Genomic DNA, 24799 nt, shown 5'->3' on the forward strand with positions numbered 1-24799 from the left:
TTATTCCCCTTTCGCCTCCACTTTTTGCCCCTCAACGTAGAACGTAATGCCGGCGCGCAGCAGTTTGTCGCCCGGTTTGACGCCGGAGACAATTTCCATCTGGTCTCCCACCAGTTGGCCCGTTTTCACTTCCCGCTTGACGATGACGCCGTTTTCCACCGCCATCACATAGTGGGTAGATTCGCTCACGCCGACGCTTTCCAGCGGCACGAGAAAACCGTTGATCGTCCGGGGGATCTCCACGGTCGCCACCATCCCCCCGCGCCATGCGCCTTTCGGGTTGGGGACGGTCACTTCCACCCGAAACTTCCCGGTCTGCTTGTCGACCACCGGCGACACGAAGGTGACGGTTCCCTCGTTCTTCTGGCCGTCTTCGCCGATTACCTGGACCTTGGCCTTTTCGCGGAACTGGCTGATCAGCTCGTTGGTGACGTCCAGCGTCACTTTCACCTCCGACAAATCGACCAGATGGATGATGGCTTCGCCCGGATTGGCCAGTTCGCCCACCTGCTTGGAGACATCCACCACCGTACCGGCGAACGGGGCGACGATTTTGGTGTCGTCGAGCGTCTTTTTCGCCCGCTCCACCTGACCGGCCGCCTGTTTCAGCGAGGCGTTGGCCATGGCGATGTCTTCGGGCTGGGCTCCCTTGAGCAGTTCATCGAGGGCCAGCTTGGCGTTGTTCACGGCTATCTGCGCCTGGTCCACGGCCCATTTCCGGTCGTTCCATTCGCTTCGGGAGATGGCGCCGCCTTCGAACAGCTTTTGGCCCTGCTCGAACTCCCGCTTGGCCTTGTCCAGTTGGTTCTGGGCGCTTTGCAGTTGCAGACGCTGCTGTTGAATCGCCTCTTCCGTCGCACCCTTCAACGTCTTGCTCTTGCGGGCCGCCGCTTCTTCCACCTGGCCTGCCGCCGCTTCCACTTCCTTTTGGTAGTAGCGGGTATCCAGCGAGGCCAGAAGCTGACCCTGGGCGATTTTCGCCCCTCTCGTCACGTGGATGGCCGCTACCGTGCCTCCCGTGCCAAACTGCAGGATGGCATCTCGCTTCGCTTCCACGATGCCGGTCACGGTCAGCACGACGGGGTGATCCGGCTTCTTCACCGTCAGCACCTCGACGACTTTGGCCTTGGCGGGCTGCTCTTGCGGCGGTTGAGCCGTTTCCGGTCCGCAGCCGGCGGTGATGGCCAGCAGGGAAGCAAGAAAGATGGATGCGCGTTTGCTCACAATGATTCCTCCAAGTCTGTGACAGTCATTTCCAAGGGATATTGTGCCAGGAGTCCCACTTTTCCAAAACAGTCAGCGGGTGGAACTTCCTCTCCGCCTCGAGACGGAGCCACCCCCGGCACTTCTCCCTGGACAGTACTACGTCGTACATGGAAAACCGTTACAGGATATGACCAAAAAATGGACAACAGACCGAACACAGCAAAAGAACGCAAAAAAAACCGGGACACGCTGTCCCGGTTCTGTCCCGGTTTTGTACTTCCGTTTACTTCGCTTCCGCCAGTTGTTCCATTTCCGCGAGCATCTCGGCGAAGACGCCCAGCGCCTCGCGGATCGGCTGCGGCGAGGTCATGTCGACGCCCGCTTTTTTCAGCAGATTGAGCGGGTAGTCGGAGCTGCCGCTCTTCAAGAACTGCAGGTACCGCTCCACCGCCGGCTGCCCTTCTTCGAGAATTTGCTTGGCCAGCGACGTGGCGGCGGAGAACCCGGTGGCGTATTTGTAGACGTAAAAGTTGCGATAGAAGTGGGGAATGCGCGCCCACTCCAGATCAATCTGGCTGTCCACGACCATTTCCGGCCCGTGGTAGGCCACGTTCAGCTCGCGGTAGATTTCGCTCAGGCTGTCGGCCGTGAGCGGCTCATCCTGTTCCGCCTTGGCGTGCACGGTTTTTTCAAACTCGGCAAACATGGTCTGGCGGAAGACGGTGCCGCGGAACTGCTCCAGGTAGTAGTTGATCAGGTACATCCGCTGCTTTTTGTCCGTGGTCGTCTTCAGCAGGTGGTGCATCAGCAGTGCCTCGTTCAGCGTGGAGGCCACCTCGGCGACGAAGATCTTGTAGTCGGCGTAGGTGTACGGCTGCGTCTGATTGGAGTAGTAGCTGTGCAGGGCGTGCCCCATTTCGTGCGCCAGGGTAAACATGTTGTTGACGTTGTCCTGGTAGTTCATCAGCACAAACGGATGCGTCGTGTACGCCCCCCAGGAGTACGCGCCGCTGGTTTTGCCCTGGTTTTCGTATACATCGATCCAGCCGCCCGCAAATCCTTCGGCGAGGACGCGGCCGTACTCCTCTCCCAGCGGCCGCAGCGCTTCCTTGATCGTCTCCACCGCCTGCTGGTAGGGAATCTTCATCTCCACTTCCGGCACGATCGGCACGTAGAGGTCGTACATGTGCAGTTCGTCCACCGCCAGCATCTTTTTGCGCAGCGCGATGTAGCGGTGCATCAGCGGCAGGTGCTCACGGATGGTGGCGATCAGGTTGTCGTACACCGAGATGTCGACGTTGTCGGCAAACAGGGCGGCGTACAGGGCGGACGGGTATTTGCGGGTGCGGGCGTAGAACACGTCCGCCTTGACCGCAGACGTAAGCGAGGCGGCAATCGTGTTGCGGTGCTTGTCGTACGTGGCGTACAGCGCCTCGAACGCCTCCTTGCGCACACGGCGGTCCTTGCTCTCCATGAACTGGACGTACCGCCCCTTGGTCAGCTCCACCTCTTCGCCGTTTTCATCGGTGATCATCGGGAATTTGATGTCGGCGTTGTTCAGCATCCCGAAAATCTTGGACGGCGCCGAAGCCAGTTCGCTGACGTTGGCCAGGATCGCCTCCTCCTCGGCCGACAGCGTATGCGGCTTGTAGCGGGTGATCTCGTCCAGCAGGATGCGGTAATGATCCAGCCCCGGCACCTGACTGAGCCACGCTTCCAACTGCTCGGTCGGGATCGCCAGAATTTCCGGCTGTATGTACGAAATCGCTCCGTATACCTGCGTGCTCAGGGCGGTCGCCCGGTCGGTCAACGCCTGGTAGGTGCTGTTGGTGTTGTCTTCGTCACGCCGCATGCGGGCGTACACGTACACCTGGTCCAGCGTCATCAGCAGTTCGTCCTGCAGCTTCAGGACCTCCAGCAGTTGTTGGCCGGACTGCGACAGCGTGCCTTTTTTGGCCGCGATCTGCTCGGCCATCTCCTTTACTCTGCGGACGTCGTTCTCCCAGTCAGCGTCGCTTTTGTAGATGTCCTCCAGCCGCCACTTGTACTCGGCCGGAATTTCGCTTCGCTTCGGCAGGTTTTTGCTTTTGTTCACCGCGATCACTCCCTCGTTTTTTCGTCTCGTTGGGGAACCATTCCATATGTGTATGGTAGCGCATTCTGCCATCCGGTTCAAATGGCCCCGTACGCAAAAAGCCGACTTTTCTCGACGGAAAAGTCAGCTTCTGCCCACGCCGGCATAGACGAACCCGGCTTTCGACAGCGCTTCGGCCGGCCAGGCGTTGCGCCCGTCAAACAGCACGGGAGCGTTCATCGCCGCCTTCACCCGCTGCCAGTCAAGGTCTACGCAGTGTTTCCACTCCGTCACCAGCAGGGCGGCATCCGCAGCCTGGAGCGCCGCATACGGGTCGGACGCGAACGCCACCTGAGGGTACAGCCGGGCGACTGCCGGAGACGCCACCGGATCGTAAGCGGACACCGCCGCCCCTTCACGGAGCAGAACATCCAGCACCTTCAGAGACGGGGCTTCCCGAATGTCGTCCGTATTCGGCTTGAACGCCAGGCCCAGCACGGCGATCCGCCTGCCGTTCAGCGCCCCCATCCGCTCGCGCAGCCGAGCGATAAACCAGTCCGGCTGCGTCGCATTCACGTCCCGCACCTTCTCCAGGATGGAGAGGGAGACGCCGTGCTGTTTGGCGAGCTGCAGCAGGGCGATCGTGTCCTTGGGAAAACACGACCCGCCGTAGCCCAGCCCCGCCTGCAAAAACTCCGGCCCGATCCGGCTGTCCAGCCCCATCCCGCGGGCTACGGTCTGCACGTCCGTGCCCAGCACCGCGCTCAGCCGGGCCAGCTCGTTCATAAACGAAATCTTCGTGGCCAAAAACGCGTTGGACGCGTATTTGATCAGCTCCGCATCGGCCCGCGTAGTGAGCACGCGCGGCGCCGTTACCCCTTCGTACAACCGTTCCAGGACGGCAAACGCCTCATCCGCATCGGCCCCGATCACGATGCGGGACGGCGACAGCGCGTCCTGCAAGGCGCTCCCTTCCCGCAAAAACTCCGGATTGGACGCCACGTGAATCCCCCCGCAGGCGGCAAGCCGGGCGGCCACGCGATCGGCCGTACCGACAGGAACCGTGCTTTTGATGGCAACGGTGCGCTGCTTCGGCACGTCGTCCTGCAGGGCGCGAATGTCATCCACGGCGGCAAACAGATAGGACAGATCGGCCGAACCGTCGGCCGCTTCCGGCGTGCCGACGCAGATGAACAGCACCTCCGCATCGCGGGCGCCCTCGTTCAGACTGGCGGCAAACCGAAGCGCGCCGCTGTCGACCGCCCGGGCCAACGCTTCCTCCAGACCGGGTTCGTAGATGGGGCAGATTTTTTGCTTCAAGCGGCTGATTTTCGCCGCGTCGACATCCACGCCCGTCACCCGATGTCCGTGCAAGGCGAGGGACACCGCCGTCGTCAGACCCACGTATCCCGTACCTACTACGGCTACCTCCATCGTTTCACCTCATCGCTGCTTTTTCAGTACGCGCAGATACAAGGCTTCCAGTTTTGCGCGCTGTTTCTCTATATCGTGGCGGCGCTCCACCTTTTCTCTCGCCCGGATCACCACGTCCGGCCACCGGTCCTGCTCCTTCAGCACGCGTTTCATCATGTCGGCCAGCTTGGAGACGGACCGCTCCGGTACGAGGTATCCCGTCCTGCCGTGTTCCACCAGTTCGGGAATGCCCGCGTGATAGGTGGAGATGACCGGCCTGCCGGTCGCCATCGCTTCCATCAGGACGTTGGGAATGCCTTCCTGGTTGCCGTTTTTCGCCGTTTTGCAGGCGATGACGAACACATGGCAGTTCGCCAGTTCACGCCCAACCTCCTGATGAGGCTGGGCGCCGCGCAGCGTAACGGCATGCTGCAGGCGATGGCGCCTGATCAGGCGGCGCAGCTTCTTCTTCTCTTCCCCGTCGCCGACGATCGTCAGCGTCGCACGGGGAAACTGGGGACGGATGCGGGCAAACGCCTTTATCAGCGTATCCATCCCTTTCTTTTCTGTCAAACGGCCGACGCTCAACAGGCGAAACGCCCCGTCGACGACCGGCTGCGGGGGCTGCAGGGGAAATTTGCGCAGATCGATCCCGGAGCGGATCAAGGTGATTTTTTTGCCGGGACAGCCGAGCCGGATCAGCCGCCGCTTCATGTGCTTGCTGACGACCGTAAACGCCTTCCCTTGACGGAACAGCCGCTTCAGCGCGCGGCGGTAACGGCGGTCCTCCTGCACGCGCTTGGTGGCGTCAAACCCGTGAAAGGAGGTGATCAGCGGCAGTTTCGCCTTCCGCGCATGCGGCAGCAGCTCCAACCCGGCCGGGCCGAATCGGGCGTGCAGGCATGCGATCTTCTTTTTTTTCAGCCAGCCGGCAAGACCTTTGAACCGTCTGCGCACGTACACGGGCCAGTAGGGAAACTGCTCGCGGTTGCACTGCCGCCGCGTCAGCACGACCGGCTTCACGCGCTGGTGGCCAAGCAGTTGTTCGTAGATGAACGTCTCGCTTTTCGGCAGGAATTTTCGCCGGTAGACAAGAACCCGATGCATGCGATGGCCTCCCGATTTCATGTGTGAGCCGTTTTGGACGGTGCGCATGTCTGCGCGCTGCTGTTCGCGGGGGCAGTCAAGAAACGATCCCCCGCCCATCCCGTGGTCGGCACGGTTCTCATCCGTCTTGCCGCCTCACTCTCTTCAGCCGCTTGATGATGAGATACCCGCTTTTATAGCCGTAGACGGGTTTGTATTCGTCCCCCCAGCGCATGAGAAAGTGCTGGAAGGTCTCTCTGCGGAGCTGGTTCCGTTTCCATTTCATCTCTTTGTCGGTAAGCTGTCCCCGGTGCTTGGTCCTGTTGTACAGCTTGCGGTTGATCCACTTCACGGGGTACCGTTCAATCAGCCGGAGAATCATTCGCCGGTCTTCCATGATCCGCCCCTCATACGGATCAGAGGTATCCCATCCTCCCACCTCCCGCAAGGCGTCTACCCGATAGCACCGCGGCGCCACCATCCAGCGGGTGTACTGTAAAAAGTCGTATTTGTTGTGAAACTGCTTGTGTGTGATCAAAAACGGATCGCAGCAGCGCCCGCGCCTGACCCGCCAGATTTTCACGTTTCCGTAGAAAAGCGCCGTGTTCTTCTTGTCTTTGCGGATGTATCGCTTCAGGATGGACAGTGTCTCACTCGGCAGCCAGTCGTCCGAATCCAACTGGACCAGAAACGGCGTATCCACCATCGCCAGCGCCTGGTTCATCACCTTGGAAATGCCGGAATTCTCCTCCATCCGGTAGTACTGGATGCGGGGATGCATCAGATAGGGGGCCACTTTCTGGTACGTCTGGTCTGTGGACGCATCGTCCATGATCAGCAATTTCCAGTCCGTGGACGTCTGTTTGAGAACGCTGCGGATCGCCTTGTCGATATACGCTTCCCGGTTGTACGTGGGAATGACAACGGTGAAAGTAGGGGTCTCCGGCGTCATCGTCGTCATGGCGGATTCCCCTTTGCCCCGGGCATGCGGATGGAGGATTTGTCGCTGAGGATAAACACCCCTCCGCTGTCCGCTGCGCTGCCGGCGAGATGGGAGGAACGGCCAAACACGCTGTTGGTCACCGGCCATTCCACGTCCTTGAGCGAGCTGTTCTCGAGCAGAATGCTGTTTTCAATGTGCTTGCAGTTTTTCAACTGAACGCCGTCCTGAATGGCGACATAGGGACCCAGCCGGCAGTTCTCGATACGGCATCGCTTCCCGATCACCACCGGGCCGACGATGGTGCAGTTTTCCACAATGCTGTCGCTGCCGACCTCGTGCCGGACGCCCAGCTCCTGCTTCAGCATCCAGCGGTTGGCCTCGAGCCAGCGTTCAATCGTTCCCACATCCGTGTATTTCCCGTTGGTGACGGTATGGGCGATGTGATAGCCGCGGTCGATCATCGATTGGATCGCGTCCGTGATTTCGTATTCGCCGCGGCTGGACGGACGCAGGGTGGCAATCGACGCAAAGATCGGGCGGGTAAACAGGTAGGCGCCGATCACCGCGAGATTGCTTTTGGGCCGCTGCGGTTTTTCTTCTACGGAGATCAGACGCTCCTCCTGTATTTCCGCGATCCCGTAATCCTCCGGTCTGTCCACCTTGCTCAGCATCACGACACCGTCCGCACGGGTGCGGGTAAAGGTCTGCGTCAGCTCGTGCAGGGAATCCATCAGTAAATTATCGCCCAATAGCAGGATAAACGGTTCGTCACGCAGGAACGGCTGCGCCAGCTGCACGGCATGGGCGATTCCCAACGGCTTTTTTTGCTCAAGAAAGGTAATGGTAGCCCCAAATTGACTACCATCGCCCACATATTGAGGAATTTGCATTTGGGACGGTTGTATGACAATTCCGATGTCACGCACACCCACTTCACGCAGTTTGAGTAAGCAGTAGTGTAAAACCGGGTGATTCGCTACAGGGAGGAGGGTTTTGGGTTGGGAATAGGAAAAGGGGTGCAGGCGGGTACCGCGTCCAGCACACAAGATTAACCCTTTCACGACAATCACTCCCCAGTTGTGCTCTGCGATACTTATAAGGTATGCGGCTTCCCCCTTCTGAACAGGGCGGACGTCCACAACCGGGAAAGAACGGGCGACCACCCATTCCGGCCGGTCGTCAGCTCAGCCGATGCTGCGCAGCGGCTGCCTGCCCTGTGCCTGCTTTCGCCCTGTGCGTTTGGCGATGACTTCCTCGAATATACGCAGATACTCCTGGGCGGTCGCATGCCAGGAGAATTGCCTGGCTCGCATCAGCGCCCGCCGTCCCATGTCAGAGCGGAAACGGGGAGCGCTCCACAGCGTCTCCCAGACGGCCGGCAGTTCCTTTGGCCACTCCTTGGGCGGAATGAGAAACCCGCTTCCCAGGTGGTTGACCACTTCCCCGATGCCCCCCCGCGGCGTGGTGATGACCGGCTTGCCGGAAGCCATCGCTTCCAGATTGACGCGGCAAAACGGCTCCTGCCAGACCGACGGCGTCGCCACCACGTCGCCGATCTGGTAGTACAGCGGCATCTGCGCGCCGGGCACGAAGTTGACGAATATCACCGCGTCGCCCAGCGGTTCCGCCAAGGCTTTCAGACGGCGCACGTAGGCATTCTCGCGGTTGCTGCCGTATCCCGTCCCTCCGACGATCACCAGCCGCGCTTTCGGGTCCCGTTCTTTTACGTTCCGAAACGCCGTCAGCAAAACGTGGACCCCTTTTTCGCGAATCAGCCGGCCCGCGTAGAACAGCACCCGATGATGCGACTTCAGCCCCAACTGCCGGCGCAGTTTTTTCACCGCGCGGCTGTTTCGGGCCGCCTGATAGGGCGCAACGTCCACCCCGAGGTGTACGGCGTGCACCTTGGACGCGGGCAGCCGGAGTTTTTCGATAAAATGGCTGCGCAAATACTCGCTGTTTGTGAGAATGCCGTCCGCCAGGCGGCCTACCCGCCGCATTTGTTCCGGGCTGATGAGCGGCGGGGACGCGTAGACGTGGGAGTGCATGTTCACAACGATCGGCGCACGGGGAAAATGGCGCCGCAGCGCCGGTACAAAATGCGGCCGGTTTTCCACCAGAATCACGTCCGGCTGCCGCTTGCGCAAATCGCGGATCACCCTGCGCAGGTATGGGCGCGGACCGCTGTAGGCGAAGCGGACGAACTCCCGGTGTTCCTCCCGGGCGGACTGCGGATAGTCGGGACACGTGCGGGTGTAGATCGTCACCTGATGCCCCGGCCCGAACACTTTGCTCACTTCGTCTATATCGTGCTCCACGGAGCTGCCCTTGACCGGCGGCACGGAAAACGGCCCGGGGCTAATGATGGCGATGTTCATCTCGCTCTTTCTCCCACTCTTTTTTCAAGGAGAGGACGACCTGGTACAAGTACTCGCACTCCCGTTTCTGTTCGGCTTCCAGCGCCTTGAAGCGTTCCTCCCAGGCGGCGAGCGATTCCCTCAGCGCAGCCACCTGCGCCTCGAGCTGTTCGATCCGCTCCTTCCACAACGGCTCCTCAGGCTGTTCGATCCGCTCCTTCGACGCCGGCCCTTCAAACGGAAGCAACTCCGGCAGTTTGACGGAGGTAACCCGTTCAACGGCTTCCTCGATGATGACATGACCGGAAAAGACGCCCGGCATGACCCAGTGGGGCGGTTCCCCTCGTTTTCGCTTCTCCACGGCAACATCCCTCCAACCTGCGTGCCCCGGCGGCAGCGCGTCAACGTGCGTCGCACGTCAAACCGATGCCGCACGGGCACACGTCACGTATTTCGTAATATGGTATGAAGCGATGCGGAATTGGGTACGTGTACAGCCGCAAAACCGCGGCAGCGGCTGTTCACGCACCGGACCGCGCCCAACATAAAACCGCTGTGACTCACGTGCTCACAGCGGTTGCCGGTAATCGCGCGAAGGGGCCTGTCGGCGAAAGCGCAGACTGTAATGCCGCGCCTCCTCCACGCTGGTGATCTGTTGTTTTTGCCACTCCAGGAGAATCCGGTCGATGTAGCGGATGTGCAGTTTGCCCACGGCAGCCGCTTCCCGCAGGGCGGTCAGGATCAACTCCTCCGGGTGGCCGTCCTGCTCGGTCCACATGTGGATCGTCTCGATTTCAAAAGGGGACAGGGGACGTCCGAAGGCCTGTTCGAACCGGCTGTACAGACCGACCGGCTCCTCGGCGGACGCCGCAGCCGCCTCGGCGAACGGTTCCGCCACCGAGTCGACGATGCGGGAAGCCGTGAGCTGCTCGCGCCAGCTCTGGTACAACTTGCGGTACAGCGGCGTCAAATTGTACTGCTCGTGGCGCAGCCCCGTTTGCTGGTCAATGTATTCGTCAATCCTGATCCACTCTTCCTTCAACAGCTTTTGCAGCGTCTGGATCAGCCTCGCGGGCGTGAGGGACATGCGCTCTTCCAGCTCCTGCAGGGTGGGAAACCGGTTCCCCTCCTGCTGAAACGACAGCAGATGGATGATCAGCATCATCTCCTCGTCGGAAAGAGACATGCGCTTGTACATTTTCAACAGCAGATTGGAGACGGACGTCGCGCCTTCTTGCAGCAGTTGCAGAATATGGGAGTCCATGAAACGCTTTCACCTCATTGACGGGCCGGTCATCCGGCAAATCCAGGCAAGCGAACACCCTGCCGCCCTCCGGCAACAGGGTGTCGGGCCGTCAGGCAGCCAGGCTGCCGAATACGGTCGGGTCATTATGGGTAGAGACGGTACAGCATGCGCGGGAACGGAATCGTCTCGCGCACGTGGTCAAGACCGCAAATCCAGGCGATCGTCCGCTCCAGCCCGAGGCCGAAACCGGAGTGCGGCACCGTGCCGTATTTGCGCAGATCCAGGTACCACTTGTAGGCGTCTTCGGACAAGTTGTGTTCCTTAAAGCGCTGCTCCAGCAGGACCGGATCGTCAATCCGCTGGCTGCCGCCGATAATTTCACCGTAGCCCTCCGGCGCGATCAGGTCGGCACAGAGAACCACTTCCGGCCGGTTCGGATCCGGCTTCATGTAGAAGGCTTTGATCTCGGTCGGATAATGGGTGATGAAGACCGGCTTGTCAAAATGCTCGGCGATCATCGTTTCGTCCGGCGCGCCGAAATCGTCGCCCCACTTGATGTCGCTGCCCTTTTCCTGCAGCAGTTTGATCGCGTCGTCGTACGTGATGCGCGGGAACGGAGCCACCACGTTTTCCAGCTTGCTGGTGTCGCGGTCCAGCGTTTTCAGTTCGCGCTGGCAGTTTTTCAGAACGGACTGCACGATATGGGAGACGAACGCCTCCTGAATGCGCAGGTTTTCTTCGTGATCGACGAAGGCCATCTCGGGCTCGATCATCCAAAACTCGATCAGGTGGCGGCGAGTTTTGGACTTTTCCGCACGGAACGTCGGCCCGAAGGAATAGACGCGCCCCAACGCCATGGCGGCCGCTTCCATGTAAAGCTGGCCGGATTGCGACAGGTAGGCGTCCTCGTCAAAATACTTGGTGTGGAACAGGTTGGTCGTTCCCTCTGCGGATGTCGGCGTGAGAATCGGCGGATCCACCTTGTAAAACCCGTGCTGCTGGAAAAACTCGGTAACGGCGCGGATCACCTCGGAACGGATCGCCATCACGGCTCGCTGGCGCGGCGTTCTCAGCCACAGGTGACGATGGTCCATCAAGAAGTCAACGCCGTGCTCCTTGAGCGAGATCGGGTAATCGTGAGCGATCTGGATGATGTCGATTCCGGTGACGGTCAGCTCGAAGCCGCTGGGTGCCCGTTCGTCCGCACGCACTACGCCGGTTATGTACAGGGAGCTTTCCTGAGTCAGCTTGGAAGCCGCTTCCCACACCGCTTCCGGCACCTCGGCCTTGACCACGACGCCCTGGATAAAACCGGAGCCGTCGCGAAGCTGCAGGAATTGTATTTTACCGCTGCTGCGTTTGTTGTAAAGCCAGCAGCCCAGTCGCACTTCTTGTCCCACGTGCTGCCCGATCTGGGCAATGGTCGTCATCATCGGTTTGTTTTCCCTCCAATATGCCATTCCAAACAAATTCCGACTTGGTTGTAACGAATCAATTATACTATCGGGTATGCACAAATTCAATGAAAGACTAACCGGACTGAGGTGACCATAAAAATATTATGGTAACTTATTGAGGTTCTGCGAATCGCGGCAAACCCTGGTAAAACGTGACGAATGTGACTGTCCCGCCTGCAGGTGAGCGGGGGCAACAAAACGGGGCCCTCCCTTCGCACTGCCAGAGAGGCCCCGTTTCGCTGCTGTCAGTGTTGATTCGTCTCATCCGGATGGACGGAGTGCGCGGCGCCCGGTTCGTTTTCGGCGAACCGCTCTTTCGCTTCGACGGGATGGCCGTTTGGTTCGGGCACCGGATCCTCCCGCTTCGATCCCGTCGCCGCCTCCGCGGGACCGCGGGCGTCCTCTGCCGCGTCCGGTTCGATGGCCGCTTGGGCCGAATGGACCTGCCCGCGCGACGCATTCGTCGCCGCACGCTGCACAGGTGCTTGCCCTTGGACGTCACCCTCCACATCTTCGGGCTGCCCGAAGTCATCGTCATGGACATCTTCAGCCTCTTCCGTCTCCGCTTCTGCGCTCGGGTCGACGTCCGGTTCTTCGTCCTCCTCCGTCAGCACGACCGGCAGCTCCTCGTTCAGCGCCAGCGCCGTTCCTTTTTCCCCGACCGCAATCCACTGCAGTACGCCAGAAGTCTCCTGGCCAAAACGGGTGCGGAACACGTTCACGACGGCATAGGTCCTGCTCGTGTACTTGAGCGACGTACAGCATCCCGCCTGATTGGTCATGGCGATCAGACAGTAATGGGGGTCCACGTAGGGAACGTTGAGCCGGATGGTCACATCTGTCGATTTTTTGCCGGCAGCCAGGCGAAACGGAACAAATCCGAACTGCTGCAGGGTGATCCCCTGTATGCTGGCGGTTTCCACCGGCCGAAACGACAGCTTTTCCGGTGTGACAGAAGCATCGGCCAGATGCTCCGCGGCGATCGCCTTCTCCGTCACATGCTTGGCGGTTACGGCGCGGTCTGCCAATTTATCGGCCGTCACAGCTCCGTCCGCCAGCTTTTCCTGCGTCACGGCGCCGGCTGCCAGCTTCTCCCGAGTCACAGCCTCCTCCTTCAGGTGAACCGCGGACACGATGGATTCCTGCAGATGGTGAGACCCGATGCTTTTCCGCTGCACGTGTTCGGCATGAACGGAGCCGTTGGCCAGCTTATCTCGATTGATCGACCGGTCGACGATGTGATCCGTTGTCACCGCAAACACGTCCAGCTTTTCGCCGTCCACGCTGCGTGCCGCCAGCTTTTCCCGGGTGACCGCCTGATCGACCAGCAGTTGGGTGCCGATCAACTCCGGCTGGAGATGGTGAGGGCCGATCGCCTGCGGACAAATGTGGTCGCTGTCGACGATCCGGGGGGTGAGCAGGTCGCGGGTCACGCTGCCGGGAGCCAGGTGCTCACCGGTCAGGCTGCCTTTCACCACGTGCTCCCCGGTCACCGAACGGGCTTCCAGTTTGGTACCGTCCACGCTGCGGTCCGCCAGTTTCTCCCGGGTGACGCTGCCGTCCGCCAGCTTTTTCGCCGTCACGGCGCCTGCCTGGATGTGTTCGTTCTGCACGGAACCGCTCACCAGATGCTGGGCCTGCACGGATTTGTCGGCCAGTTTTTCCCCGGTGATGACGCCTTTTGACAAGTGACGACCCTTGATGGACTCCGTCGCCAGTTTCGCCGATGTGACGGCCCCGTCCGCCAGCTTGGGGGTCGTGACGCTCAGTTCCGTGATTTTGTCGGTGGAGACGGATTCGCTGGCCAGCTTCGACGTGGTCACCACGTGATCCGCCAGGTTGTGCGTCTGGATGATGTGATCCTTTAAATGAACGTTGCTGATGATGCGCTCGCGCAGATGCACATCCTCGATTGCGCCCCTGGCCAGCTTCTCCTTCGTGATGGCCCCCTCGGCGATGTGTCTGGCTTCGATCGACTCATCGGCCACATGGACCCCGTAGACGCTGCGCGGCGCCAGCTTGTCGGCGTCCACCGCCTGATGGGCCAGTTTGCTGGTGGTCACCTGCTGGTCGCCGATTTTCTTGCTGGTCACCACGTTGTCCTGCAGATGACTGGTTTGAATGATGGCCGCCTGCAGATGCATCCCGCTGACGGCCCCCTTGGCCAGCTTCTCGCCGGTGACGCAGCTGCTGTCCAAATGTTCCGTCTGAACCGCAAACGGCGCCAGCTTTTGGCCGTTGACCGCCTCCGGAGCCAGATGATGGGTGCCGATGACGAGATGAGCGATGTGCTGATCCTCGATGCTGCCCGGCATCAGGTTGACGCTGTCCACGGCACGCTCTGCCAGATGCTCGTGCAGAATCGCCCCGTGTTTGATGTGCTGGGATTCGACCGCTTCCTCGTCCAGTTTGCTTGCGGTCACTGCCGCGTCCCTCAGTTTGTCGGTCGTGACCGCGCCGTCCTCCAGCTTGACGGAGTTGATGATAAAGTTGGCCAGATTGCCTTTTTGAATCGCGCCCATTTTGATCTTTTCCGACGTGATCGCCTGATCCTGGATCAGCTCGCTGGTGATCGCCTGTTCCTGAATGTGCTTGGTTTGGATGGCCCCCTCGGCAAACTTGATCGAGTCGATCGTCTTGTCCGCCAGCTTATCCGACGTGATGCTGTTGTTCATCAGCTTGTCACCGGAAATGGAGCGGTCCTGGATCATCTCGCCGGTAATGACGTTTCTGCCGATGTGGACGGATTGGATGGCATCCGGGGCAATCTTGCCGGAAGTGACGCTGTTGTCGGCCAGCTTGGCGCTGTCGACGGCGTAGTCTTTCAGCAGGCTGTTGTCGATGCTGCCCGGCTTGATCTTGGAAGCGTCGATCGCCCGGTTCGCGATCTTTTCGGCCGTCACCGCCTGATCGCTCAGATCATCCGTATAGACAAAGGAATGGCCTTGCTCTTGTTTCCGCTCCTTGATGATCTTGGAGAACATTGTTTGATTGGAGGAAACGTTCTGCGGGGGAACATGTTGCAGGGGCGGGATGACGGCGCTGCTTTTGTTGGTAGTTGGGACCGGTTTCGGCTCGATTTCTTCGTAATCGTCTTCATCCGTCAATTCCGACTCCAGCCGTTCGAGCCAGACCAGGTCCGATGTCTGCGGCAGAAAGGGAATCTCGAACGACTCGTTCTTCGGGCTTTTTCCCAAGGATTTGTTCAGTTTTCGTCGGTTTAATCTTGCCATTGGGTCTCCTTCCCTTCTGATGTCTCTCCCATGTGCTCTTGTAGAATATTCAACGCGGGCGCGGTTGGGTACCCTGTCCCGGAAAAAAAGTCCGAGACTTCCGCAAGACGGATCAGCGGGAAACAGGCACGGCATTTTCCCAGACAGACGTTGTGATGAACACAAAAAAAGCCGGCGGATCAAACCGCCAGCTCCTCGGACGATTGCCGGGCTTCGGCCAGCAGGCTGCGGAACGCGTCGCCATGCAGCACTTCCTCTTCCAGCAGGGTGTTGAGGCCGATCTGGAACACGGAGTCGAACTGGCGCAGCAGCGCGCGCGTCTTCTCCAGCAGTTCCTCCAGCAACCGGTTTACTTCTTCGTGTATTTGCGTCTTGTCCGCGAATTGCAGGTGGACGATCCCCAAGCGGGACATCCCGCTCTGGACGATCTCCGTCGCCATGTTCAGAGCCTGCTCAAAGTCGTTCTTGGAGCCGGTGCTCCGGCCGCCGTAGTAGATTTCTTCGGCGACGGCGCCGCCGAGGCAGACCATGATCTGCTGTTCCAGCGCTTCCTTGGTGTACAGGTAGCGATCCTCCAGCGGATTTTGACGGACGTAACCCAACGCTTTGCCGCGAGGACTCAGCGTCACCTGGGAGACGGAACCAGGGCGCACGTGTTCGCTGACGATCGCGTGTCCCAGCTCGTGCAGCGCCACCCGCTTCTTTTCTTCCAGCGACGCTTCCCGGTCCACTTTTTCCCCCAGCATGACCTTGTCCACCGCATGGGCAAAGTGGCGCGCCTCAATCTTCTCGCACTGTTCGCGCATGGCGTAAATCGCTGCTTCGTTCGCCACGCTCTCCAACTGCGCGCCGGAGAAGCCAAACGTCTCCTGCGCCACTTTTTCCAGCGAGACGTCGGGGGCAAGCGGCTTGTTGGCGGTGTGGATCATCAGAATCTGCTCGCGCGCGGTCTTGTCCGGCAGATCGACGCTGATGTGCCGGTCAAAGCGTCCGGGACGAAGCAGAGCGGGGTCAAGCATGTCCTTACGGTTGGTCGCGGCAATCAGCAGGATGCGCGGCTTGTCGCTGGTGGCGATGCCGTCCATCTCGGTCAAGAGCTGGTTCAGCGTCTGGTCGTATTCGCGCTGCTGCTGACCGTCGCGCTTGCCGCCGATCACGTCAATTTCGTCGATGAAAATGATCCCGCTGTCCTGCCCGTTCTTTTCTGCCAGGGTTTTGACTTCCTTGAACAAATCGCGGATGCGCTGGGCGCCCACCCCGACGTACATCTCCACAAACTGGGAACCGGAAGCGGCCACAAACGCGGAATTGGTGTAATTGGCCGCCGCTTTGGCCATCAGCGTTTTCCCCGTCCCCGGGGGACCCGTGAGCAGCACCCCTTTGATCGGGCGAATGCCGTACTGCTCGATTTTGTCCTTGTGCACGAGAAAATCGAGCGCTTCTTTCAGCTCGTTTTTGGCCCGCTCCTGTCCGCCGATGTCGGAGAACGTCACGTTGGAGGCGGGAACGGCGTGTTTGCTCGGCTTGGACTTGCCGCCGAACGAAAGTTTTCCCTGGTTCTGCCGTACGATCAGAAAATAAATGGCCGTCAGGACGGCCGCAAACACGAGAAACGGCGTGATGTTGACACCGAGGAACAGCAGGAAGATCAGGATGCCGGGAATCACGCCGCACAAGATCTCCTTACCCATGCGTCGTCACCTCGTTTCCGGCCGAACGGGGAACGATGGCGTAGAAGTCGTCCTTCCCCTTTTTCATGTAGACGTAGACGTTGCGGTCGTCCATCAATGCGGACGCTTCATCCAGCCGATGGGCCGTCTTCCACTCCGTCAACATCTGCGGAATGCGGCTGTACTGGTGCAGATCCACCGCTTCCGTAAAGGAAAACAACCCGTCCATCCAAATCTGTTCCAGGTCTTGGGAGCGGTTGTCCACTCCAACTTCCACCGTCTTGCCCCCGGCCAGGGCCGCGGTTTCCTGGAGCAAGCGGCGGTATTCCTGCGGGAACAGATCCGGGCGGGTCACCTGCAGCTTTATCTCAATGCGATCCTTGCTTACATCCAAGTGCGTCAGTTCCGCTGACTGCATCTGTCCGATTTGGGTGCGAAGCGGTTCTTCTACTTCCATTTTCTGGTACAAGAACCAACCACCGAACAGGAGAGTGAGCGTCGCCAGCAGCGAGAGGCCTATCGCACGTTTTCGCAGTTGCACAGCTACTCCCCCCTTGTTGTTTTGTGCTCTCTGTCATCGGTTCCAGTATATCACACCCGTATAGCGTTTTTGGTATGCAGATGTTGGATAGCGGGACTCGACTAGAACGGCAAAAAGGCCTTTTTCGCTTGGAAAAAGGCCTTGCGAGCGTACATCTGCATCCGGTCTACGCCGGCGAGATGATGTAAGACGTGAGCAGCTTGCCGCTGAACAGGTCGTAGTGGAGATAGTGAAAACGGCCGTCGCGATCCTGCAGGGTGACTTCCCAAAAGCGGCTGTTCTCGTCCAACCCCGGGACGATGTGCAGCACCCGCGCGTCCGGGAAGCCTTTTTTGACCGCCGCTTCGACACTTTCCCGGCTTACCGCCCTGTCCATCGTGTCAAATTCGGCCTTGTCGGCTGTCAGCCAGGCGACCACCGGCGTTCCGGCCATGTTTTTGCCCAGCACGACGGCGTACGCCTTCTTGCCGCGGTACTCGTCAATCGCATCGATCTGGGCGATCGTCGTCCGTTCCTGTACCCACTGCCGCACCTGGTCTTCGAAGTCGTGCCGCTTGCCCACGACCGTGGAGGTCAGGTGATAGGCGGCACCCAGGGTGACCACCAGACAAACGGCCACTGCCCCTAGAAAGATTCGTACGTACACAATGACAATCCCCTTTATCCTCCAAACGTTACAGCCGGAAGCGAAGCTGGTCCTGCTTCATGCCGGCCGGCGTCTTCATTTGCAGCAGCACGTCCAACTGCCGCAATTCCCGTGTCGTACCATCGTACCACACATGGTAATCGACGGCGATCTGGCGGGCCAGTCCCGCCTCCTGGATGGGAAAAGACGGTCCCAGCCACGTCGCCAGGAGCGAGGTGACCTCTCCTGCCGGGATGGACAAGCGGTACCCCTGCCACGCCCGGTTGGAGGGGTCCGACACGGCCAGCGGCGTGACCGATCGCAGGTGGTCCTTCAGGAGAACCGCATGCTCCTGCGGCGTGAACAGGGCATAGGGCAGCGCCGTTTGCTCCTGCACCTGCCCGTCCACCGTCACGCTGACGTCCTGCTCGTTCCGCCGCAGTTCCACGTGGTGGCCGCCGATCTCCCCGCTTACTTGAAACCGCTGTCCCTGGAAACGTCCGCTCAGGACGTGATCTTGCAGGTATACTTCAAATGGCCGTTCCTTTTGCTCGGTGAGCTGGTCCAAGAGATCGGCCACGACCATCCGATCCGCTTCCTCACGTTCCGCCGGTGCCATGATGGGCACGCCCTTCTCGTCATGCCGGTTGTGCAGCGCCCCCAACGACACGCCAAGGAAAAACAGGCCGAGAAAAATGGGCAGCAGCCACCAGAGCTGCTTGGGCCGGACGTACATGTCCTTCCCCTCCTGTCCCGTTTTTTCCTTAACCTATGTGAGGCGGGAAGGTTTTAGAACGGTACGGAAAACTTGCTAAACATACCCCCCGGCGTCCCGGCCATACTACAGATACACCCCGAGGAGGTGAGCGCGTGAAACCGTCGCAACGATCGACATCTCCTGACGTGCTTGGGTATCTGCTGCAGGAATACCGCGTCTCCTGGGCAGCGTTGTCGTCGCCGCTGAGAACCTTGACCCACTCGCCCACACTGGAGTTCCGCCACGCCCCGCTTACGGACGTGTGGCAAAAATGAGCGCGGCATGGCGTCCAAACAAAACTTCCTCTACCTACACCTACGCTCCCCTTCTCCTGTCATTTACCCTGACAGGAGCCTTTTACCGTTTCAGCGTTTGGAACACGCGGTTCGCTTCAAAAATCACGCGCTCTTCGTCCACGGTCAACAGCTCGCGATTGCGCATCAGGAACCGGCCAGCCACGATCGTGTCGGTCACGTCCCGTCCGTTGGCCGCATACACCACGTGGGAGACCGGGTTGTGAGCGGGATGGAAATGGGCCTGATGGCTGTCCAGGACGATCAGGTCCGCCTGCTTGCCGGTTTCGATCGAACCCAGCTCATCCGGCTGGAACACGCCGTCCGCCCCGTAGCGGGTCGCCATGCGCAGCGCTTCTTCCGCCGGAACGGCCACGGGGTCGTAGCCCACTCCCTTGTGCAGAATGGCGGCCAGCTTCAGTTCCTCAAACAGGTTCAGGTTGTTGTTGCTGGCGGTGCTGTCCGTTCCCAGCGAAACGCTGATTCCTTTCGCCAGCATTTGGGGAACCGGCGCCACGCCGCTGGCCAGCTTCAGGTTGCTCACCACGTTGTGGGAGACTTTCACTTGATATTTTGCCAATACGTCCATTTCTTCATCCGTCAGATGAACGGCATGTGCTACCAGCGTCGGACGGCGGAACACGCCCAGTTTTTCCAGGTGGGCGACCGGACGAAGGCCGTAATCCCGCTCGTTTTGGCCCACTTCCCACTTTGTTTCCGACATGTGGATGTGGATCGGCAGGGAAAGCTCTTCCGCCCGTTCCACAATTTGCGTGATAAATTCCGGCGGGCAGGTGTACGGCGCATGAGGTGCAAGCATCGTGGTGATGCGGCCGTCCGCCTGATTGTGCCAGTTTTTGGCAAAAGTGGTAGCCTCCCGCAGTTTGGCCGCCCGCTCTTCCTCCGAGCAGAGGCCGATCATGCCGCGGCACAGTCGGGCGCGCATTCCGGTCGCTTCCACCGCTTTGGCCACTTCGTCCATGTGGTCGTACATGTCGACGAAGGTCGTCGTTCCCGTGCGGATCATCTCAATCAGCGACAGGTATGTGCCCCATTTCACATGGTCGGCGGTAAACTGCGCTTCCAGCGGCCACATTTTGTCTTCGAGCCACTGCTGCAGCGGCAGGTCGTCGGAGTATCCGCGCAAGAGCGACATGCCCGCATGGCCGTGCGTGTTGATCAGGCCCGGCAGGAGGTAGTTGCCCTTCAGGTCGATCACCTCGTCGTAGCCGGACACGTCCTCAGGCGTGGGGCCGACGTACGTAATCGTGCTGCCGGCAAACGCGACGGCTCCGTCGTGGATCACCTCGTTCTGGTCGTTTACGGTGATCACGGTGGCGTGAGTCAAGATCGTCTGTTTCATCGTTCCACTCCGTTCTTACGTTAAATAATAGGCGAGACTTTGCAGGCTGGACGTCACATCCGCATAGTGGATGCGCACCTCTTTCTCCGTCCGGATGGTCGTCGGCGCGAAGTTGAGGATGCCTTCGATCCCCGCCTCGATCAAGAGATCGGCCACCGATTGGGCGGCGGCAGCCGGGACCGTGATGATCGCCAGGCGAATGTGCCGATCCTTCACCGTCTGCTTCAGCTCTTCCAGCGGCTGGATCGTAATGCCCGCAATCTGCTTGCCCTGCTTGGCCGGATCGCTGTCAAAAATCGCCGCGATCCGCATCTGATCCTTCAGGAACGCGTTGTAGTTGCTGATCGCATGGCCGAGATGGCCGGCGCCGACGAGCGCGACGCGAATTTCCTGATCCAGTTTGAGAATCTGGCGGATTTTTTCCACCAGGAAGTTGACGTCATAGCCGATGCCTTTCTTGCCGAAATCGCCGAACGCGGCTAAGTCTTTACGGATTTGGGCGGGGTTGACGTCCAGATTTTTGCCCATCTGCTGGGAGGATACCGTCGTCACGCCCACTTGCTGCAAATAACTCAGGTAGCGCAGATAAATCGGCAAACGGCGAACGACCGCTTCCGAAATCTTTTCACTTTTGGCCACGTACGGTCCTTCCTCCTTACTTTTTTCGCTTGACGACACGGTAATCCCTGCCGTTGGACAGGATCGCGATCGTGCCGTGCTGGCTGGTGATGTAGGTCTCCGCCCACGATTCGCCCAGGCGTTCGAGCACTTCCTCCTGGCTGTCTTTCATCTCGTTTCGGGACCTGCCGGTCAGAATCACCGCCACCTGTGGGTCCACCTTGGTGAGAAACGGCTGGGAAGAGGCCTGGTTTCTCCCCTGGTCGGCCACTTTCAGCACTTCCGCCTTCAACTGGCCGCCGTGCTTCTCCAGCAGGCGCTCTTCCGCCTTTTCATTAACGGCGCTGACGAAGAGAAAGCGAAGCTGGCCGTGCCGCAGCCGGAACACCAGGGAATTGTCCTGCGGAGACAAAAACAGCGGTTCGCTGGGATGAAGCACGTCCAACACCACGTCGTTGTCCAGTCTGATCGCGTCGCCGTCCGCGACGGGCAGCAGCTTTTTGTCCCCTTTGAGCGGGACCAGCCTGCGAATCGACGGCTCGATCAGACGGGGCAGAATGACCGTATCCACCGGCATCCGGTCGCTGAGAAAGGCAAAGCCCCCCGCTTGTTCCGGCTGATCGTTGGTCACGACAACGTAGTCCAGACGCGTCAGCTTTCGCTCGGACAGCATGCCGAACAAGACGGGCCAGTCTTCCGCGCTTCCCGTGTCGACCAGCATGGTTTTTCCGCCCGGCAGTCGGATCAGCGTGCTCTCGCCATGCGGCAGGGCGAGAAAGTGGATCACCAGGCCGACAAATTCGCGTTCGTCGTCGCTGGCGAAGGGGTCCTCCACCTTTACCACTCCCTGCAAATGGCTGTCGATCGAGCAGCCGGCAAACAGCACGACGCACAGCAGCAGCAGCCAAGCCCTACGCGTATTCCCCAGCATTTATTCTATCACCTAAATCCCTGCGAGACTATTGCTTCATTTTATGAGTCTCGCCGGGATTGCATGCAGCCGGCCGCTCAACGCCTACAGCTCCGTGCCGGTCTCTTGGGCCAGAAACGGACCGATCCGCTCGCGGAGCTCCGGCCAGGTGCCCGTCTGCACCTGAAACGGCGGCAGGGATTGCAAAAACGCCCGGCCGTAGCGGGACTCGACGATTCGTCCGTCAAACACGACCACGACGCCGCGGTCCAAATGATGCCGGATCAGCCGGCCGACGCCCTGCTTGAACTGGATCACCGCTTGCGGCAGGGCCAGCGACATGAAGGCGTTTTTCCCGTCCGCTTTCAACTGCTCCGCTCTCCCCTGGTAGACGGGGTGATTGGGCGGCGTAAAGGGAAGCCGCACGATGACCAGGCAGCTCAGCGCTTCGCCGGGGATGTCCACGCCCTCCCAAAAACTGCTGGTCCCCAGCAGCACGCCGTGTTCCAGCCGTTGGAACAGCCGGACCAGCTTGCTGCGGTTGCTGCTGTCGATGCCGTGGCCGAGCAGGGTGTACGGCTCGTCCGCCAACTGCTCCTTCATCAACTGGTACACCTGGCGGAGCATCGAGTGGGACGTGAACAGAATCAGCGTTCGGCCGCCGGCGGCGCGGATCACGTCCAGGCAGCCCTGCACGACCGCTTCCAGGTAGTGTTCGTCGCTTTCTTTTCCCGGGGCGGGAAAGTCGGAAGGGATGAACAGCAGCCCCTGTTCCTCGTAGGCAAACGGGGAGGGCAGGGCCAGGGTACGCACCCGTTCCTCCGGCATCCGATCCAGGCCAAACCGCTCGATCATGTAAGCAAAGCTGTTCTTGACCGTCAAGGTGGCCGAGGTGAGAATCAGGCTGCGCTTTGCTGCGAACAGCGGATGGGCGAGCGCATCGGCGACCTTCAGCGGCGCGGCGTGCAGATAGACGTGCTTGCGGGGGGTGCGGGCCTCCACTTCCATCCAGCAGACGTACTCCGCGTCCGGTTCCAGCAAAAAGAAGTGAAGCAGTTCGGCCGTTTCCTGAAGTTCGTCCACCAGGCCGGACACATCCGTCCGCAGGCTGCGCAGCTCGTACGGCGGTTTTTCGTCGGCGGGGATGCACTGCAGCAGGCGGTCCATGGACGCCGCGTACGCGGTGAGCGCTTCGATCACCCGGCGCGCCGCCCTGCGAATCCGTTCGTGCCGGCCGGAAAACGACTCCTTGCGGTACCGCACCGTTTCCCGCCCGGTGTCGGTGGTCTCCTCTCCCCGGTCCGCCGCCCACTGGTACAGAAGCTGCGTGATCTGCAGCGCCTTTTCGCGCAGCGCGGGGAACAGCTTGTCCATCTCCGCCAAGGTCTCCGCGACCCTGCCGCCATCCTCCGCCTGCCAATCCTGCAGCTCGGCGGCGAAGCGCCGCACAACGCTCCCTTCTTCCGCCGCCGCCCGATCCAGCAAAAACATCATTCCGGCAGTGGACAACTGCTTGCCGAGATGGGCGGTGGCGATCTCTTCCAGATGGTGGGCCTCGTCGATGACCGCCGTCTCATACGGCGGCAGAATCCGGTTCTCCGCCTGCAAATCGCTGATCAAGAGCGCGTGGTTGACGATCAGAATGTCCGCGTCCCGCGCCCGCTCCCGGGCCTGGAAATAGTAGCAGCGGCTGAACCAGGGGCAGTTGCGGTGCAGGCAGGAGGCGGCGTCGCTTTTCACCTGCTGCCAGTACAACTGTCCGGCAGCGGGCAGGCTCAACTCCTCCACGTCGCCTGTTTCCGTCTGGGTCAGCCAGGTGAGCATCTGCCCTTTGACCAGGCGCAGTTCCTGACTGTTTCCCTCCACGGGCTCCTCCAGGCTTTGTTCAAACTTGCGCAGGCAGAGATAATTGCCCCGCCCCTTCAGCGTGGCGGCGGTAAAGTCAAACGGCAGCGACTGCTTGAGAGCGGGGATGTCCTTGTGAAACAACTGCTCCTGCAGGTGAATGGTGTGCGTGCTGATCACCACCGGCTCACGGTGCTGTTTGGCCCACACGATGCTGGGCAGCAGGTAGGCGAGCGATTTGCCGGTCCCTGTCCCCGCTTCCACGAGCAGATGCACGCCGTCGCTCATCGCGTCATGGATCGCGCGCATCATCGCTTCCTGCGCTTCCCGCCGCTGATAGCCGGGCAGGCTGCGCCCCAGCGCCGCCTTTTCGTCAAGCATCTGCTCCAGCATCTCGGCAAACGGTTTTGTCAGCGGCTCGGCGCGTTCCAGCGGCGTCTTGGCGCGTCCTTCCCGCTTGCGCAGGGCAAGCTGACGGTACACGTCCCACAGCTCTGACTCGTCCGTCTTGGTACCGGATTCGTCCAAAAGCGGCACCTCCGCCAGCTTTTCCATCTCGATGTGGCGCAGCAGGACGTCGATGTCAGTGCGAAACGACGAGACGAGCATCTGCAGCCGCTGCACCGTCACCAGCGGCAGTTGGCGCAGGATGTCCAACAGATGCAAAAACAGGCGGGCCGTCGCCATCGCGTCGCTGTCCGCCTGATGCGGACGGTCGTGTTCGATCTGCAGGTCGTCGGCCAGTTCACCCAGGCGGTAGCTGTTTTGCATCGGCATCAAAAAGCGGGACAGTTCCACCGTGTCCAGCACATATCCGTCAAACGTATAATAGCCCTGGCTCAGCAGGGCTTCTTGCAGAAACTGCAGGTCAAATGCGGCATTGTGAGCCACAAAGGCCCGCCCGTCCAGCATGCGGAGGAACCTGGGAAGCGCTTCCTCCAGCGTGGGGGCATCGGCCACCATGTCGTCCGTGATGCCGGTCAACTGCGTAATAAACGGCGGGATCGGCTGCCCGGGGTTGATCAGGGTGGAATAGCTCTCCGTAATCTGCCCGTCGTCGATGGCGACGGCGCCGATCTGGATGATGCTGTCCCCCTGCCGCGGGTGGCTTCCCGTTGTCTCAAAGTCTACGACGATAAATCGATTCAACCTCTTGTCACCT

At 60.3% G+C, this 24799-nt stretch carries 20 protein-coding genes; 1 reads left to right on the forward strand and 19 read right to left on the reverse strand.

All coding sequences use genetic code 11. From position 1 onward, the window contains the following. The 15 genes from A6764_RS12680 to A6764_RS12750 form a co-directional block, all read right to left on the reverse strand. Entirely contained in the window at nt 1-1224 is a 1224-nt protein-coding gene (locus tag A6764_RS12680; RefSeq protein ID WP_065066330.1) for an efflux RND transporter periplasmic adaptor subunit, read from the reverse strand. A gap of 265 nt (nt 1225-1489) precedes the next feature. Continuing rightward, nucleotides 1490-3301 carry an oligoendopeptidase F gene (gene pepF / locus A6764_RS12685; protein ID WP_029099659.1) on the reverse strand — a complete coding sequence of 604 codons (1812 nt, stop codon included), beginning with the start codon at nt 3299-3301 and terminating at the stop codon, nt 1490-1492. Between the two features lie 123 nt (nt 3302-3424). Continuing rightward, nucleotides 3425-4714: a UDP-glucose dehydrogenase family protein gene (locus tag A6764_RS12690; protein WP_029099658.1), complete on the reverse strand. Its 1290-nt coding sequence runs from the start codon at nt 4712-4714 to the stop codon at nt 3425-3427. Between the two features lie 9 nt (nt 4715-4723). Beyond that, nucleotides 4724-5800: a glycosyltransferase gene (locus A6764_RS12695; protein WP_065066327.1), complete on the reverse strand. Its 1077-nt coding sequence runs from the start codon at nt 5798-5800 to the stop codon at nt 4724-4726. 118 nt (nt 5801-5918) lie between these two features. Next, nucleotides 5919-6731 (reverse strand): glycosyltransferase family 2 protein, encoded by an 813-nt coding sequence (locus A6764_RS12700; RefSeq protein WP_065066329.1) that lies wholly within the window; start codon nt 6729-6731, stop codon nt 5919-5921. Nucleotides 6732-6736: 5 nt separating this feature from the next. Further along, nucleotides 6737-7783 carry a glucose-1-phosphate thymidylyltransferase gene (locus A6764_RS12705; protein WP_029099655.1) on the reverse strand — a complete coding sequence of 349 codons (1047 nt, stop codon included), beginning with the start codon at nt 7781-7783 and terminating at the stop codon, nt 6737-6739. A 123-nt stretch (nt 7784-7906) separates the two neighbouring features. Next, nucleotides 7907-9100 (reverse strand): glycosyltransferase family 4 protein, encoded by a 1194-nt coding sequence (locus A6764_RS12710; RefSeq protein ID WP_065066326.1) that lies wholly within the window; start codon nt 9098-9100, stop codon nt 7907-7909. Further along, nucleotides 9081-9440, reverse strand: coding sequence for a hypothetical protein (locus tag A6764_RS12715; protein WP_029099653.1), 360 nt, complete (start codon nt 9438-9440; stop codon nt 9081-9083). The genes A6764_RS12710 and A6764_RS12715 overlap by 20 nt, the downstream gene beginning before the upstream one ends. Nucleotides 9441-9647: 207 nt before the next feature. Further along, entirely contained in the window at nt 9648-10343 is a 696-nt protein-coding gene (locus tag A6764_RS12720; protein WP_065066325.1) for a DnaD domain-containing protein, read from the reverse strand. Nucleotides 10344-10468: 125 nt separating this feature from the next. Continuing rightward, on the reverse strand, nt 10469-11758 hold the full coding sequence (gene asnS / locus A6764_RS12725; RefSeq protein WP_035297774.1) for an asparagine--tRNA ligase: 1290 nt from the start codon (nt 11756-11758) through the stop codon (nt 10469-10471). A 269-nt stretch (nt 11759-12027) separates the two neighbouring features. Next, entirely contained in the window at nt 12028-15015 is a 2988-nt protein-coding gene (locus tag A6764_RS12730; RefSeq protein ID WP_065066324.1) for a WIAG-tail domain, read from the reverse strand. Nucleotides 15016-15194: 179 nt separating this feature from the next. After that, nucleotides 15195-16706, reverse strand: coding sequence for an AAA family ATPase (locus A6764_RS12735; RefSeq protein ID WP_035297776.1), 1512 nt, complete (start codon nt 16704-16706; stop codon nt 15195-15197). Next, nucleotides 16699-17226 (reverse strand): hypothetical protein, encoded by a 528-nt coding sequence (locus tag A6764_RS12740; protein WP_029099649.1) that lies wholly within the window; start codon nt 17224-17226, stop codon nt 16699-16701. Before A6764_RS12740 ends, A6764_RS12735 begins: the two co-directional genes overlap by 8 nt. A gap of 166 nt (nt 17227-17392) precedes the next feature. After that, nucleotides 17393-17872, reverse strand: coding sequence for a cell wall elongation regulator TseB-like domain-containing protein (locus tag A6764_RS12745; protein WP_065066323.1), 480 nt, complete (start codon nt 17870-17872; stop codon nt 17393-17395). 28 nt (nt 17873-17900) lie between these two features. Then, nucleotides 17901-18587, reverse strand: a complete 687-nt coding sequence (locus A6764_RS12750) for a hypothetical protein (RefSeq protein ID WP_065066322.1) — start codon at nt 18585-18587, stop codon at nt 17901-17903. A 134-nt stretch (nt 18588-18721) separates the two neighbouring features. On the opposite strand from A6764_RS12750, the gene A6764_RS12755 reads away from it, so the two are divergent. After that, nucleotides 18722-18883 (forward strand): hypothetical protein, encoded by a 162-nt coding sequence (locus A6764_RS12755; protein ID WP_156110418.1) that lies wholly within the window; start codon nt 18722-18724, stop codon nt 18881-18883. A gap of 82 nt (nt 18884-18965) precedes the next feature. Here the strand turns inward: A6764_RS12755 and A6764_RS12760 are convergent, their stop codons facing one another. The 4 genes from A6764_RS12760 to dinG form a co-directional block, all read right to left on the reverse strand. Then, nucleotides 18966-20264, reverse strand: a complete 1299-nt coding sequence (locus A6764_RS12760; RefSeq protein WP_065066321.1) for an amidohydrolase — start codon at nt 20262-20264, stop codon at nt 18966-18968. A 15-nt stretch (nt 20265-20279) separates the two neighbouring features. Continuing rightward, nucleotides 20280-20903 carry a redox-sensing transcriptional repressor Rex gene (locus A6764_RS12765; protein ID WP_065066320.1) on the reverse strand — a complete coding sequence of 208 codons (624 nt, stop codon included), beginning with the start codon at nt 20901-20903 and terminating at the stop codon, nt 20280-20282. 16 nt (nt 20904-20919) lie between these two features. After that, entirely contained in the window at nt 20920-21813 is an 894-nt protein-coding gene (locus tag A6764_RS12770) for a ComEC/Rec2 family competence protein (protein ID WP_065066319.1), read from the reverse strand. An 84-nt stretch (nt 21814-21897) separates the two neighbouring features. Then, the gene (dinG, locus tag A6764_RS12775; protein WP_264622248.1) at nt 21898-24786 is read right to left on the reverse strand and encodes an ATP-dependent DNA helicase DinG; all 2889 of its coding nucleotides are present in this window, start codon (nt 24784-24786) and stop codon (nt 21898-21900) included. Nucleotides 24787-24799 lie beyond the last annotated feature (13 nt).

This window comes from Brevibacillus sp. WF146 (genome assembly GCF_001673705.2).
In the GTDB taxonomy this organism is placed as follows: domain Bacteria; phylum Bacillota; class Bacilli; order Brevibacillales; family Brevibacillaceae; genus Brevibacillus; species Brevibacillus thermoruber.

Bases quoted from the DNA above. Each gene is read 5' to 3' on its own strand.
- A6764_RS12690 (WP_029099658.1), bottom strand. From the start codon at position 4,714: ATGGAGGTAGCCGTAGTAGGTACGGGATACGTGGGTCTGACGACGGCG.
- A6764_RS12695 (WP_065066327.1), bottom strand. From the start codon at position 5,800: ATGCATCGGGTTCTTGTCTACCGGCGAAAATTCCTGCCGAAAAGCGAG.
- A6764_RS12700 (WP_065066329.1), bottom strand. From the start codon at position 6,731: ATGACGCCGGAGACCCCTACTTTCACCGTTGTCATTCCCACGTACAAC.
- A6764_RS12710 (WP_065066326.1), bottom strand. From the start codon at position 9,100: ATGAACATCGCCATCATTAGCCCCGGGCCGTTTTCCGTGCCGCCGGTC.
- A6764_RS12720 (WP_065066325.1), bottom strand. From the start codon at position 10,343: ATGGACTCCCATATTCTGCAACTGCTGCAAGAAGGCGCGACGTCCGTC.
- asnS (WP_035297774.1), bottom strand. From the start codon at position 11,758: ATGATGACGACCATTGCCCAGATCGGGCAGCACGTGGGACAAGAAGTG.
- A6764_RS12730 (WP_065066324.1), bottom strand. From the start codon at position 15,015: ATGGCAAGATTAAACCGACGAAAACTGAACAAATCCTTGGGAAAAAGC.
- A6764_RS12735 (WP_035297776.1), bottom strand. From the start codon at position 16,706: ATGGGTAAGGAGATCTTGTGCGGCGTGATTCCCGGCATCCTGATCTTC.
- A6764_RS12750 (WP_065066322.1), bottom strand. From the start codon at position 18,587: ATGTACGTCCGGCCCAAGCAGCTCTGGTGGCTGCTGCCCATTTTTCTC.
- A6764_RS12760 (WP_065066321.1), bottom strand. From the start codon at position 20,264: ATGAAACAGACGATCTTGACTCACGCCACCGTGATCACCGTAAACGAC.
- A6764_RS12770 (WP_065066319.1), bottom strand. From the start codon at position 21,813: ATGCTGGGGAATACGCGTAGGGCTTGGCTGCTGCTGCTGTGCGTCGTG.